Annotated in this window: 13 protein-coding genes; 9 read left to right on the forward strand and 4 right to left on the reverse strand. The window is 36.3% G+C overall.

What is annotated here, in order from left to right:
• Window positions 1-52 precede the first annotated feature (52 nt).
• From EZ428_RS11160 to EZ428_RS11200, 9 genes are all read left to right on the forward strand, one after another.
• Complete coding sequence (locus EZ428_RS11160) at window positions 53-817, forward strand: methyltransferase domain-containing protein (RefSeq protein WP_131553219.1); 765 nt, start codon at window positions 53-55, stop codon at window positions 815-817.
• Window positions 818-825: 8 nt separating this feature from the next.
• Window positions 826-2301 carry an ATP-binding cassette domain-containing protein gene (locus EZ428_RS11165; RefSeq protein ID WP_205945665.1) on the forward strand — a complete coding sequence of 492 codons (1476 nt, stop codon included), beginning with the start codon at window positions 826-828 and terminating at the stop codon, window positions 2299-2301.
• Window positions 2302-2331: 30 nt separating this feature from the next.
• Window positions 2332-3501, forward strand: a complete 1170-nt coding sequence (locus EZ428_RS11170) for a 2-isopropylmalate synthase (protein ID WP_131553221.1) — start codon at window positions 2332-2334, stop codon at window positions 3499-3501.
• Between the two features lie 26 nt (window positions 3502-3527).
• Complete coding sequence (gene leuC, locus EZ428_RS11175) at window positions 3528-4934, forward strand: 3-isopropylmalate dehydratase large subunit (RefSeq protein WP_131553222.1); 1407 nt, start codon at window positions 3528-3530, stop codon at window positions 4932-4934.
• Between the two features lie 17 nt (window positions 4935-4951).
• Window positions 4952-5548, forward strand: a complete 597-nt coding sequence (gene leuD / locus EZ428_RS11180) for a 3-isopropylmalate dehydratase small subunit (RefSeq protein ID WP_131553223.1) — start codon at window positions 4952-4954, stop codon at window positions 5546-5548.
• Window positions 5549-5608: 60 nt separating this feature from the next.
• Window positions 5609-7126, forward strand: a complete 1518-nt coding sequence (locus EZ428_RS11185; RefSeq protein ID WP_131553224.1) for an alpha-isopropylmalate synthase regulatory domain-containing protein — start codon at window positions 5609-5611, stop codon at window positions 7124-7126.
• An 18-nt stretch (window positions 7127-7144) separates the two neighbouring features.
• Window positions 7145-8203, forward strand: coding sequence for a 3-isopropylmalate dehydrogenase (leuB, locus tag EZ428_RS11190; RefSeq protein ID WP_131553225.1), 1059 nt, complete (start codon window positions 7145-7147; stop codon window positions 8201-8203).
• A gap of 101 nt (window positions 8204-8304) precedes the next feature.
• Window positions 8305-9549, forward strand: coding sequence for a threonine ammonia-lyase IlvA (ilvA, locus tag EZ428_RS11195; protein WP_131553226.1), 1245 nt, complete (start codon window positions 8305-8307; stop codon window positions 9547-9549).
• Between the two features lie 229 nt (window positions 9550-9778).
• Complete coding sequence (locus EZ428_RS11200; RefSeq protein WP_131553227.1) at window positions 9779-10195, forward strand: hypothetical protein; 417 nt, start codon at window positions 9779-9781, stop codon at window positions 10193-10195.
• A gap of 13 nt (window positions 10196-10208) precedes the next feature.
• On the opposite strand, the gene EZ428_RS11205 is transcribed toward EZ428_RS11200, so the two are convergent.
• From EZ428_RS11205 to EZ428_RS11220, 4 genes are all read right to left on the reverse strand, one after another.
• A complete protein-coding gene (locus EZ428_RS11205; protein ID WP_131553228.1) occupies window positions 10209-11201 on the reverse strand; it encodes an ABC transporter ATP-binding protein in 993 nt (330 codons plus the stop codon).
• A gap of 251 nt (window positions 11202-11452) precedes the next feature.
• Window positions 11453-12271, reverse strand: coding sequence for an outer membrane beta-barrel protein (locus tag EZ428_RS11210; RefSeq protein ID WP_131553229.1), 819 nt, complete (start codon window positions 12269-12271; stop codon window positions 11453-11455).
• A gap of 90 nt (window positions 12272-12361) precedes the next feature.
• On the reverse strand, window positions 12362-13117 hold the full coding sequence (locus EZ428_RS11215) for a hypothetical protein (protein WP_131553230.1): 756 nt from the start codon (window positions 13115-13117) through the stop codon (window positions 12362-12364).
• Window positions 13107-13676, reverse strand: a complete 570-nt coding sequence (locus EZ428_RS11220; RefSeq protein ID WP_131553231.1) for an RNA polymerase sigma factor — start codon at window positions 13674-13676, stop codon at window positions 13107-13109. Before EZ428_RS11220 ends, EZ428_RS11215 begins: the two co-directional genes overlap by 11 nt.
• Window positions 13677-13723 lie beyond the last annotated feature (47 nt).

Below are 13723 nucleotides of genomic sequence, written 5' to 3' on the forward strand. Positions count from 1 at the left end.
AAACACAAACCTTATAGGTTTTAAAACCTATAAGGTTTACAAAATAGAAAATATGCCAGAAATAGTTTGGGATAGTAATTTATACGAGAAACAGCATCACTTTGTATCTGATTACGGTGCAGATGCCTTACAATGGCTTGCACCTAAACCAGGTGAAGACATTTTGGATTTAGGATGTGGAACTGGACAATTAGCTGCACAAATTGCAGCAAATGGAGCTGAGGTTTTTGGCATTGATGCTTCTCCAGATATGATTGCAGTAGCAAAAGCAAATTATGCTGAAATTGGTTTCGAAGTAATGGATGCTACCAAATTACCCTATCGTGAAATTTTTGACGCCGTTTTTAGCAATGCTACTTTCCATTGGATAGAAGACCAAGATGCATTAACAAGTGGAATTTATAACAGTTTAAGAGCTAAGGGTAGATTAGTTGCTGAATTTGGCGGCAAGGGCAATGTAAAAAGTATTACTGACGCCATTTTAAGCGCTGCAAAAAATTTAGGATTAACTGAAAAATTAAATAACAATTTTTGGTTTTTCCCATCAATTGCTAACTATTCAACTCTTTTAGAAAAGCACGGTTTTGAAGTTGAACAAATTTGGTTATTTGATAGACCGACAAATTTATATGGCGAAAATGGAATGTATGATTGGATTAATCAATTTGCGCCACACGCCTTTAAAAATTTAACCGCTGATGAAGCAGAAGCTATCAAGGACTTAGCGGTACAAATATTAAAACCAACTCATTATAAAAACGGTCAATGGATAGCAGATTATAAACGTTTGAGAGTTAAAGCTTATAAAAATCAGTAATCAATTTGATGAAAAAACCCGTCGTCCATATCACCAATTTTAATTTAAAGTTTCAGGATAAATCTGTCTTAAAAGATTTATGCTGGACAATTAATATTGGTGAAAACTGGTTACTTTCGGGCGAAAGTGGCAACGGAAAAACTTCATTAGTTAAAGCCATTGCTAATTTAATTCCACATTATGGCACTGTAAAAATAAACTTCAACACGCCAAGCCATTTACCTGCAGTGGTTCACTATGTATCCAATTGGTATCAATTTAAAGATTTAGAAGGACAGTCTAATTTCTATTATCAACAGCGTTACAATAAACAAGTTGCTTCTACAACCAACTCGGTTGGTAGTGAATTAAGGCATTTTGGGCAACAAAACCATCTTAATATTGACACATTAAACCCAATATTAGTGGCCTTAGGTTTTGAACATTTGTTGGCAGCTACTTTAATTGAGTTATCAAGCGGAGAGCATAAAAAACTACAATTGATCAAGGCTATTTGGCTAAAACCACAATTGCTAATTTTAGACCTTCCTTATAATGGCCTTGATTCGGCTTCTCGAAGAAATTTAAACTTACTATTAGATGATTTAGTTGAGGATGGAACTCAATTAATTTTGATTTCTAATGAATCGGAAATGCCATCAAGCATTAATCGTTTTGCGAAAATTGAAGGGGGAAAATTAGTAGAAACTGCAGAAATGCAGCATTCAATTAATTTATATACTGAAGCTCTAATACCTTTACCGTCATTTTTTGAGGAAAAACAATGGCCTGCTTCAAAATCACATCTCATTAAAATGATTGATGTAAATGTGAGTTATGGTGATAAAAAAGTATTAAAAAATATCAATTGGGAAGTTAAACCTGGAGAAAAATGGGCTCTTCAGGGACCAAATGGCTCTGGCAAATCTACCCTATTGAGCTTAATCTGTGCGGATCATCCTCAGGCCTTTGCCAATAACTTTTATTTATTTGGCAATTTACGTGGTAGTGGCGAAAGCATTTGGGAAATCAAGGAACGGATTGGATTAATTTCGCCTGAGTTACATTGGTATTTTGACCCCACTGCTACAGTTTGGCAAAGCATTGTTTCAGGCTTTTACGACAGTTCTGGCTTATTCTGCGACCCTGGTTATACCAAAAGATTACAAGCCGATGAACTGATTCATTTTTTCGGGCTAGATGATTATAAAAACACCTTAATGAACCAGCTTCCATTAGGAAAACAAAGACTGGCTTTATTAGGGAGAACAATTATTAAAAATCCTGAATTATTAATTCTGGATGAGCCTTGTCAAGGTTTAGACCAACAACAAACCATTCACTTTAACAAATTGATAGATGAGTTATGTAAAAATGGAACTACTTTAATTTATGTAGGCCATTTCGAATCTCAACTTCCAGATTGTATAGAAAAAAGAATTGTATTGGAAAATGGCGAAGTACAAGTGATAGAAGATATTTTAGAAGCGGTTAGCCATACTTAACTGCTCATATAATTATTAACATTAAAAATTATGTTACACGATCCGAACAAAGTTTACGTATTTGACACCACCTTGCGTGATGGAGAACAAGTACCTGGTTGCCAATTAACAACCCCTGAAAAAATTGAAATTGCCAAGGAGCTTGAAGCACTGGGCGTGGATATTATCGAGGCAGGTTTTCCGATTTCTAGTCCGGGTGATTTTCAAAGCGTAGTGGAATTGTCTAAAGCGGTTTCACAACCTATCATCTGCGCACTAACTCGTGCTAATAAAGGTGATATCGATTCGGCAGTAGCTGCACTACAGTATGCAAAAAGACCAAGAATCCATACTGGAATTGGCTCTTCTGACATGCACATTAAACATAAATTTAACAGCACCCGTGAAGAAATCTTACTGAGAGCGGTTGATGCTGTAAAGTATGCTAAACAATTTGTAGAAGATATTGAGTTCTATGCTGAAGATGCGGGTAGAGCAGATGTTAATTTCTTGGCGCAAATGGTTGAAGCTGTAATTGCTGCAGGTGCTACCGTAGTAAATATACCAGATACCAATGGTTATTGCTTGCCGGATCAATATGGACAAAAGATTAAATTTTTGAAAGACAATGTTCAAAATATTGATCAAGCAATCATATCTGTACATTGCCATAATGATCTTGGATTGGCTACCGCCAATTCAATTGCAGGTCTACAAAATGGCGCTCGCCAAATTGAAGGTACAATTAATGGAATTGGTGAACGTGCTGGTAATACTTCAATTGAAGAGGTAGTAATGATTTTAAAAACGCATCAAAACCTTGGGTTGCATACGAACATCAATACCAAAAACTTTTATGAAATAAGCCGAATGGTAAGTTCGCAAATGCGGATGCCTGTACAGCCAAATAAGGCAATTGTTGGAAGTAATGCTTTTGCGCATAGTTCTGGTATTCACCAAGATGGATTTTTAAAAAATCGTGAAAACTATGAAATTATTCGTCCAGAAGATGTTGGTTTTCCAGATGCAACCATTGTACTAACTGCTAGAAGTGGTAGACATGCATTAAAATTCCATTTGGAACGGTTAGGCCATAATTTGAGCAAAGATGAATTAGCTAGTGCTTATCATCATTTTTTAACCATTGCCGATCGTAAATTAAATATTAATGATGAAGATCTCACCTTAATGATGAGAGAATTGTCGAGTGTAGAACGTTAAGCTAAACAAAAATAAACTATAATAAAATGAGCAAGACATTATTTGATAAAGTGTGGGATGCACATGTGGTGCGTCAAATTGAAGGAGGACCTGATGTACTTTTTATTGATCGTCATCTTATTCACGAGGTAACAAGTCCAGTTGCTTTTTTAGGTTTAAAAAGCAGAGGAATAAAAGTATTATATCCAGAACGTACATTTGCTACAGCTGATCACAATACCCCAACAATTAATCAACATTTACCAGTTGCTGATCCACTTTCTGCAAATCAGTTAGCAGCACTCGAATCAAATTCTAACGAATATGGCATTAGTCACTGGGGATTAGGTCATCAAAAAAATGGTATTGTACACGTTGTAGGTCCAGAATATGGCATTACCCAACCGGGTTCAACCATCGTTTGTGGCGATTCGCATACCTCAACCCATGGTGCTTTTGGAGCCATTGCATTTGGTATTGGAACCTCAGAAGTTGAGATGGTTTTGGCTACCCAGTGTATCATGCAGCAAAAAGCAAAGAAAATGCGCATTAATGTGAATGGAAAATTAGGCCTTGGTGTTACACCTAAGGATGTAGCTTTATTCATTATCTCTAAACTTACTACATCTGGTGCTACCGGATATTTTGTAGAATATGCTGGTGATGTTTTTGAAAATATGACCATGGAAGGAAGAATGACCGTTTGCAACCTAAGTATCGAAATGGGTGCTCGTGGTGGAATGATTGCTCCGGATGAAACAACCATCAACTATGTAAAAGGGCGTGAGTTTAGTCCAAAAGGTGAAGCTTGGGAAAAAGCATTAGCTTACTATAAAACATTAAAAACAGATGAAGGTGCAGTATTCGATAAAGAATTAACCTTTGATGGTGCTTTAATTGAACCAATGATTACTTACGGAACCAATCCAGGTATGGGTATTGGTATTTCACAAGATATTCCTAATGCCGAAAATGTTGAAGGAGGCGTAGCAACTTATGCTAAATCATTGGGATACATGGGTTTTTCTGAAGGAGAATCTATGATTGGCAAAAAGGTTGACTATGTGTTTGTTGGAAGTTGTACCAATGGTCGTATAGAAGATTTCAGGGCATTTGCATCTATTGTAAAAGGGAAGCATAAAGCTGATGATGTAACCGTTTGGTTAGTTCCGGGTTCACATATTGTAGAGAGCCAAATTAAAGAAGAAGGATTATTGGATATTTTTACTGAAGCTGGTTTTACTTTGCGTCAACCAGGTTGTTCTGCATGCTTAGCCATGAACGATGATAAAATCCCAGCAGGAAAATATGCAGTTAGTACTTCAAACCGAAATTTTGAAGGCAGGCAAGGCCCTGGATCCAGAACATTATTGGCGAGCCCACTTGTTGCCGCCGCAGCTGCTGTAACTGGAGTAGTTACCGATCCAAGAACATTAATTGAAGAACTTGTTTAATTAGAAAGAAATTTAAAATGGCTTACGATAAATTTAACGTCTTAAGAAGTACAGCAGTGCCTCTTCCGATAGAAAACATAGATACCGACCAGATAATTCCAGCTCGATTTTTAAAAGCAACAGAAAGAGTTGGCTTTGGCGATAACTTATTTCGTGATTGGAGATATAATCCCGATAATACCCCTAAAAAAGATTTTGTACTTAACAATCCTATTTATAGCGGAAAAATTTTAGTTGGAGGTAAAAACTTTGGTTCTGGTTCATCAAGGGAGCATGCTGCATGGGCAGTATACGATTATGGTTTTAGGTGTGTAGTATCTAGTTTTTTTGCAGACATCTTTAAAAATAATTGTTTAAACATTGGTGTATTGCCCGTACAAGTGAGTGCCGAATTTGCTGACAAAATCTTTACTACAATTTTAGCAGATCCAAATACAGAACTAGAAGTGGATTTAGATGCACAAACCATTTCTATTTTAGGCACTAACGAAAAGGAATCGTTTGATATTAGTCCGTACAAAAAACATAACATGTTAAACGGATTTGATGACATAGATTATCTCCAAAGTATCAAAACAGAAATCGAAGACTTTGCGACTAAACTTCCACTTTAGGAAAGCAGAATTGAAAAGTTAAAAACATTCTAAACAACCTATATCAGGAACCAGCCCTAAATGGAAAAAAGAAAAATAGAAATCATGGATACTACACTTCGAGATGGAGAACAAACATCTGGAGTGTCGTTTTCCATTTCCGAAAAGTTAACGATTAGTCAACTACTCATAGAGGAATTACTTGTAGATCGCGTAGAAGTAGCCTCTGCTCGTGTATCTGATGGGGAGTTTCAAGCGGTTAAGGCAATTACAAATTGGGCAGAAGCAAATGGACATATCAATCGTATTGAGGTTCTTTCTTTTGTTGATAATGGTGTCTCTATCGATTGGATGATCAATGCTGGTGTAAAGGTTCAGAATTTATTAACCAAAGGTTCGTTAAATCACCTCACCTACCAACTTAAAAAAACTCCTGAGCAACACTTTGCCGAAATTAAACATGTAATTAATTTAGCAGCGGCTAATGGTATTGCTACCAATGTTTATTTAGAAGATTGGAGCAATGGAATGCGTAATTCTCCTGAATACGTTATTCAGTTTCTAGATTTTTTAGTTACCCAAAAAATTGAGCGTATTTTATTACCTGATACACTGGGGATTTTAACTCCTGCAGAAACTACTCAATTTATTAGTGGACTGCTAAAGAAATACCCAACCATTCATTTTGATTTTCATGCGCATAATGATTACGATTTAGGCACAGCAAATGTATTAGAAGCAGTAAAAGTTGGCATACATGGTTTACACCTCACTGTAAACGGAATGGGTGAAAGAGCTGGAAATGCAGCTTTAGCAAGTGTAATTGCAGTAATTAAGGACTTTGCACCTGAGGTTGATGTGAGTGTAAATGAATCATCAATTTACAAGGTTAGTAAATTGGTAGAAACATTCTCTGGTGTTAGAATTCCAACCAACAAACCTGTGGTGGGTGATAATGTATTTACACAAACAGCGGGAATTCATGCTGATGGCGATAATAAAAACAACCTTTATTTCAATGATTTGCTTCCAGAGCGATTTGGAAGAAAAAGACAATATGCTTTAGGCAAAACATCAGGAAAAGCAAACATAGAAAAGAATCTTTTAGAGCTGGGCTTAAGACTAAACGATGAAGATCTGAAAAAAGTAACACAGAGAGTTATTGAACTTGGTGATAGAAAAGAAACCGTAACCAAAGAAGATCTCCCTTATATTATTTCGGATGTACTGGATAGCAGTTTATATGAAGAAAAAGTAAAAGTTGATTCTTATGTATTGACAAATTCAATGGGTTTAAGACCTTCTGCAACCATTGCAGTAACAATTGAAGGAGAGCAATTTGAAGAAAATGCACAAGGTGATGGGCAATATGATGCTTTTATGATTGCCTTAACAAAGGTGTATGGCAAAAAACAGCTAAGTTTACCAAAGTTAATTGACTATGCCGTAAGAATTGCACCAGGTAGTAATTCAGATGCTTTATGCGAAACCATTATCACTTGGGAAATACCAACCAAAATATTTATCACAAGAGGACTAGACTCAGATCAAACTGTTTCAGCGATCAAGGCTACCCAAAAAATGCTGAACATCATTTAATAATCAAATAAACTATATATGAAACTTAATATTGCGCTTTTAGCAGGAGATGGAATCGGACCAGAAGTTATAGATCAGGCCGTAAAAGTATCAAATGCAATTGCAAAGAAATTTAATCATGAAATTACGTGGACTCCAGCCATAACAGGAGCTGCTGCAATTGATGAAGTTGGTGAACCTTATCCAGATTCTACCCACGAAATCTGTATGGCAGCTGATGCTGTACTTTTTGGAGCAATTGGTCACCCTCGCTTTGACAATGACCCAAAAGCTACTGTTCGTCCTGAACAAGGATTATTAAAAATGCGCCAAAAATTAGGCTTATATGCGAATGTTCGTCCAACTTTTACTTTTCCATCATTAATTGATAACTCTCCATTAAAGAGAGAGCGTATTGAGGGAACAGATTTAATTATCTTAAGAGAATTAACAGGTGGGATTTACTTTGGTGAAAGAGGAAGAAAAGACAACGGAAACACCGCTTTTGATACCTGTACTTACACACGTGCTGAAATTCAGCGTTTAGCGAAATTAGGCTTTGAAATGGCAATGACCAGAAGCAAAAAACTTTGTTGTGTAGATAAAGCTAATGTGCTAGAATCATCACGTTTGTGGAGAGAAACTGTTCAGGATATGGAAAAAGACTATCCAGAAGTTACGGTAAGTTATGAATTTGTTGATGCCGTGGCGATGCGTTTGGTGCAATGGCCAAGCTCTTATGATGTGTTGATTACTGAAAATCTTTTTGGTGATATTTTAACTGATGAAGCTTCAGTAATTTCGGGTTCCATGGGTTTAATGCCGTCTTCATCTATTGGTGTGCACACGTCACTTTTCGAACCTATTCACGGATCGTACCCACAAGCTGCAGGAAAAGACATTGCTAATCCATTGGCCACTGTTTTATCAGCGGCGATGATGTTTGAGGATGCTTTCGGATTAAAGGAAGAAGCCGAACTGATTAGAGCTGTTGTAAACAAATCGTTAGCAGAAGGTATTGTTACTGAGGATTTATCTGGAACAAATAAAGCTTATAAAACCTCTGAAGTTGGTGATTGGTTAGCTAAAAACATATAAACTTACAAAGTTCAAATTGTAACTTTGTAAATAAGGGCTGTTCGTTAAGGTTAATGCTTTTTAGCAGCAAACTTTTTGAACAGCCTTTTAATTTTAAAACAATGTCTAACAAGTACAACTTTGATTTTTTAGCAGCAGTAGAGCGCATTAAAAATGTTGTTAATCGCACACCGCTACAGTATAATGCAAGACTTTCTGAAAAATACGATTGTCAAGTATATTTGAAACGTGAAGACCTGCAAACTGTAAGGTCTTATAAACTACGTGGCGCATATAACATGATGAGCCAAATCCCTGCTGAACAAATTCAAAATGGAATTGTTTGTGCAAGTGCTGGAAACCACGCTCAAGGTGTAGCTTATTCTTGTAAAAAATTAAAAATTAAGGGCACTATTTTTATGCCTGAGATTACGCCAAAACAAAAGGTTAGTCAGACTACTTTATTCGGCGACGGTTGGATAAACATTGTTTTGGTTGGTGATACTTTTGATGATTGTTTGGCGGAGGCTTTACATTTTACTGAAGAAAACAAAATGACTTTCGTTCCGCCTTTTGACCATTATCACGTAATTGAAGGACAAGGGACAGTTGGTGTAGAAATTTTAGAGGATTTACCAAATACTGAAGTTGTAATTATGCCAATCGGCGGTGGTGGTTTAGCTTCAGGAGCGGGAACTTATTTAAAAGAGACCAATCCGAATATTTTATTAATTGGTGTTGAACCTGAAGGCGCTCCATCTATGGAAGCAGCTTTTAAAGCTGGTAGGCCAATTAAGCTAGACCAAATCAATCGTTTTATTGATGGTGCCGCAGTCAAGTCTGTCGGTTTATTGACCTATCCAATTTGCAAGGAAGTATTGGATGAAATTCTATTAATTCCCGAAGGAAAAGTATGTACCAGCATTTTAAAACTCTACAATGAAGATGCGATTGTTGCAGAACCAGCAGGTGCTTTAGCGGTAGCCTCGTTAGATTTATGCGCTTCACAAATTAAAGGTAAAAAGGTAGTATGCATTGTAAGTGGCGGTAATAACGACATTGAGCGAATGCAAGAAATTAAAGAGAAATCTCTGCTTTTTGAAGGATTAAAACATTATTTCATTGTTCGTTTCCCACAACGACCAGGCGCTTTAAAAGTATTTGTTAACGATGTTTTAGGTCCACATGATGACATTACTCGTTTTGAATTTATTAAAAAAACAGAACGTGAAAGTGGCCCTGCTTTAGTTGGTATAGAGTTAAAAGACCGTGAAGATTATGCTGGCCTAGTAGAAAGAATGAAGGCTTTTAAATTTGAGATTATTGAGTTAAACCAAGACCAAACTTTGTTTGAGTATTTGGTTTAAAAAGCTGAAAGTCTAAAGCGTAAAGACTAAAGCTAGCTCTAGTTATATAACTAGGACAGGTTTATATTATTTAAACCACCCCGTCAGTAAAAAACTGACACCCCTCCAAGGGAGGGGAATTAAAACAAAGCAACATTTTTCATCTGTGTTCATCCTTTTTATCCGTGGTTAAAATCCACAAAAAACTGGCAATAGTTTTGCATTATAAATTGCAAAACACACACACAACATGAAAAAGCTAACAATCCTATTCCTTTGCATCGCCACACTAGGTCTGGCGTCTTGCAAAAAAGACACTATCATTAACCAAACTACACCAAACAGAACAGTAGTTTTAAATGTAGCTTCAAACGCTTGGACGTTGAGCACAAATGGTTTAACTTATTATACCATACTAAATGTCCCAGAAATTGACCAATTTTCTTTAGACAATGAGGCGGTTTTAGTTTACATTTCTTACGACAATGGCGCTAGTTATTTACAAATGCCATTTGTTTATGATGTAGACGCTTACAGTACTGTTATCAGTAAAGGAAAAGTGGAAATTGATATTCAGAGTTCAGATAATCAAGCAACTACACCAATTAAACCATCTGTTAACGTTAGGGTTAAGATTGTATTAATTGCAGCTGATAACGTTACCTAATTGAGAGAAAGAATTAGAACTCTAAAAAACGACCAATGTTTGCCTGAACGTGGTCGTTTTTTTTATGCTCGCCACTATTCAACTGCAGGGCTCTAATTTTTACGCCATTCCTTTCCAATAAAAGTTCGTCGTAAAAGCCTTTGTAATAAACTTCTTTTACTTCAAATCTTCTACTGTTCCAACTGCTTTTTAACTCTACCCATTCTGGATAAAATACCACATTTTGTTTCTCCGTTTTAAGTCCTATTTGTGTGGCTTGTTCAGCATCTAAAATAATGGCATTCCCTAATATTTGGGCAGTATATAAATGAGATGGATTTTGGTAAATGGTCTCTGGTTTATCATTTTGTAAAAGCTGTCCTTGTTTAAGGATTAATAATTGGTCGGCCAAAAACAACCCATCGGTTGGGTCATGAGAAACTAAAACAATGGTTAGTCCAGTTTCTTTTGCCAAACGTTTAATGTCTGCCCGTAGTTGGTTTTTTAATAATGAATCTACCTGACTAAAGGGCTCATCTAACAATAAAACCTTTGTATCGCTTATCAACGCTTTCGCAATGGCAACTCTCTGCTGTTCTCCCCCACTTAGCTCGGTTATCTTTTTATCTTTTAATTTGGTGATGTGCAAACGCTCCATCATCTCTAAAGTTTTAGCTTGCTTGGCCGCAACGTCTGTATTAGATAACATCGAAGCAATGTTATCATAAACTTTAGCGTAAATGTTTAAGGAGAAATCTTGGGTAACCATTTTCATTTCGGCATTGCCGGGAATCAATTGTTCATCTGGCCCCAAAACCCTTTTACCGTTCAATAGAATTTCTCCTTCATCTGTTTTAAGCAAGCCATAAATACATTTCAACAAAGTTGATTTACCACTTCCACTTTCGCCAATAATGGCAACTATATCTCCTCTTTTTATAGAAAAACTGATGTTTGAGATACCAGATACTTGGGGTTCTTGGTATTGTTTTGTTAGGTTATTTACGGTGATTATTTGCTCATTCACATTGTAAAGATAGAGAAAGTCCGGAAGTTATGAAGTCGGAAAGTCCGAAAGTTATATCAAGCCTTTTTCATTTTGAAAATGGAAAGGATGATACATAAAAAATCCTGCAAATTCGCATCTGCAGGATTGGGTTTTATTTGTGTGTGTCTTGTTTATTGGTTTCCCGATAAATCGGGATGTCGCTTCGCTCAACATTGGTTCATTAGATTTTAGAACTAAATCTTCTGACTTTCTGACCTCCGACTTTCCGACTAATTAATTCCAAAAGTCAAACCGAATGCCATATTTCTTAATCCTTTTTGTGGTGCGCTATCAAACATATCGCTTACATAATATTTAGCAAATAAAGCTAATCCGTTTGTACCCACTCTCACTGTACCGCCATAACGGAATGGAGCAAAGTTATAATCATCTTTAACTTTCACTTTTCCATGCTCATCGCTAATTTGTTTTACTTTACCATTTAACAAGAAAGCAATTTCTGGACCTGCAACTAAATACCAACGACCTCCTTTGTGATTCTCTTTTGTCCTCAATTCGAAATTCAAGGGAATATGTAAATAGCTACTAGAGAATCGGTTTTTACTATATAAAATTTCTGGATTTTCTTTAGTATAAGCTAATATAGGGCTGTTTTTAACCATTGTAATGTTGTCTTTTAAGCGAATTAATGTCCAATCGAAACCACCAGCTACATAGATTTTAAAGTTCGAGTTAAATCTGTATCCCATTTGTAAAACATCAAATGAAAAGTGACTAGTTTTTCCAGCTTTGTAGTCTAAGAAATCATTTTGAGGAGATAAAGAAAAACTTCCGTTATCAATTAACTTAGAGAAACCGAAATCTACACGAGTAAAGGTTATGCCCCCAACAAAACGAGCCTTATTTGGATCTTTTCTTTTAGTGCTATCACCATTATGTGTAGTTACTACTATTGGTCCAATGGTAATACTTTTACCATAATTAATTTTTTTACTTTTTGTAGTAGTATCTTGTTGTGCAATTGCACTTAATGCTGTCAGAACGGTAAGTCCGCTTACCAAAACTGCTGTTAATACTGAACGTTTCATTTGTGTGTTTGTTTATGCCTGCAAGCCGCAGGCTTGTTTGTTTGGTTTATGTATGTTAAATTGTAATGCTTAAATCTTTAAATCCTATTCCTACTTGTTATGTTTTTTAGAGTTCAATTTTAAAAAGCCAATGTTTATTCCAATTATCGATGAGTTATCATCATCATCAGTATTAAACCTTACCAACTTTTTATCTCTCTTATCTACTTTTTCTACGACAAAGTTTACCAAGTCGCCAACGTTTCTAATTCCTTTTCTTTCTGTTACAATTTCTTCGTTTGCCGATGTTTCTACTCCTGTTGACTGACCATCTACTTTTGCGGTTACAACTTGGTTATCTCCATAATCAATATCTTTAACTGGCGCAACATCTAATGGTTTAACATCTTGTTGTTTAATAGGTAGACGATTGTTAGCATACATCGGTTGCACGGGCTCTTGAATATTTTTTACATTATTTTCAGGAGTACTATTTTCTTGTGCTTTTACCACTGGAGTTTTAACCGTAGAATTTGCAACGTTGCTTTCTTTACTAGTTTGATTTACAACAGGCAATGTAGAGCTTGCAGTCACAGTTGTAGCAATTGGGTCTTGCTCAACAACAGGTTTTAAAACAACCGCAGTTGCTTCACTACCACGTAATCTAATTTTATCTGTTTTCTGGAAAACCAACATCGCTGTTATTGCCACGGCTACACTTGCAGCAGCTATCCAATAAATTGGAATAGTGCGTTTGCGTTTTGGTTCTAGTTGTTGTTCTATGTTAGCCCATAAATTTACAGATGGTTCAATTTCCGCATCCGCTAATTTGTCTTTAAATAATTTATCGAATTCTTTATCCGGCATGTGTTGCATAACCAAAGCCCTCCATTTTAATAATTTCTTGTTGCAATATTGCTCTCGCCCTACTTAATTGAGATTTACTAGCACCTTCACTGATGCCCAATGTTTCTGCAATTTCCTTGTGCGAGTAACCTTCAATAATGTACATATTAAATACCATGCGATACCCGTCGGCTAGTTTTTGTATCACTTTCATTAAATCCTGCATGCCTAAACTGCTGAAATCAAATCCTTGTGATGGCTGCTCGTAAGCATCTTCAATTGGCACGATACTTAAAGAGCGTAAATTCTTTCTGTAACTTTCAATCGCGGTATTTACCATTATTCTTCTAATCCAACCTTCAAAAGACCCCTCGCCACGGTATTCCTTAACTTTCTGAAAAATTTTAACGTATCCCATTTGTAATACATCTTCAGCTTCCATACGGTCTTTGGCGTAGCGCATACACACGGCCAACATTTTCGATGCAGTTTGCTTGTAAAGCATTTCTTGCATCTTCCTGTCGCCAGCTTTGCAGCCTTCCAATAGGTCATCAATCGTATATGTTTTAGTCACCTTCATTTGTTGTTTGTATAGGGTAGATGAACCCTAGAGGTAAAAGGTTGCAC

Origin of the sequence: Pedobacter frigiditerrae, assembly GCF_004331645.1 — a bacterium.
Lineage (GTDB): Bacteria > Bacteroidota > Bacteroidia > Sphingobacteriales > Sphingobacteriaceae > Pedobacter > Pedobacter frigiditerrae.

Bases quoted from the DNA above. Each gene is read 5' to 3' on its own strand.
- EZ428_RS11160 (WP_131553219.1), top strand. From the start codon at position 53: ATGCCAGAAATAGTTTGGGATAGTAATTTATACGAGAAACAGCATCAC.
- EZ428_RS11165 (WP_205945665.1), top strand. From the start codon at position 826: ATGAAAAAACCCGTCGTCCATATCACCAATTTTAATTTAAAGTTTCAG.
- EZ428_RS11170 (WP_131553221.1), top strand. From the start codon at position 2,332: ATGTTACACGATCCGAACAAAGTTTACGTATTTGACACCACCTTGCGT.
- leuC (WP_131553222.1), top strand. From the start codon at position 3,528: ATGAGCAAGACATTATTTGATAAAGTGTGGGATGCACATGTGGTGCGT.
- leuD (WP_131553223.1), top strand. From the start codon at position 4,952: ATGGCTTACGATAAATTTAACGTCTTAAGAAGTACAGCAGTGCCTCTT.
- EZ428_RS11185 (WP_131553224.1), top strand. From the start codon at position 5,609: ATGGAAAAAAGAAAAATAGAAATCATGGATACTACACTTCGAGATGGA.
- leuB (WP_131553225.1), top strand. From the start codon at position 7,145: ATGAAACTTAATATTGCGCTTTTAGCAGGAGATGGAATCGGACCAGAA.
- ilvA (WP_131553226.1), top strand. From the start codon at position 8,305: ATGTCTAACAAGTACAACTTTGATTTTTTAGCAGCAGTAGAGCGCATT.
- EZ428_RS11200 (WP_131553227.1), top strand. From the start codon at position 9,779: ATGAAAAAGCTAACAATCCTATTCCTTTGCATCGCCACACTAGGTCTG.
- EZ428_RS11210 (WP_131553229.1), bottom strand. From the start codon at position 12,271: ATGAAACGTTCAGTATTAACAGCAGTTTTGGTAAGCGGACTTACCGTT.
- EZ428_RS11215 (WP_131553230.1), bottom strand. From the start codon at position 13,117: ATGCCGGATAAAGAATTCGATAAATTATTTAAAGACAAATTAGCGGAT.
- EZ428_RS11220 (WP_131553231.1), bottom strand. From the start codon at position 13,676: ATGAAGGTGACTAAAACATATACGATTGATGACCTATTGGAAGGCTGC.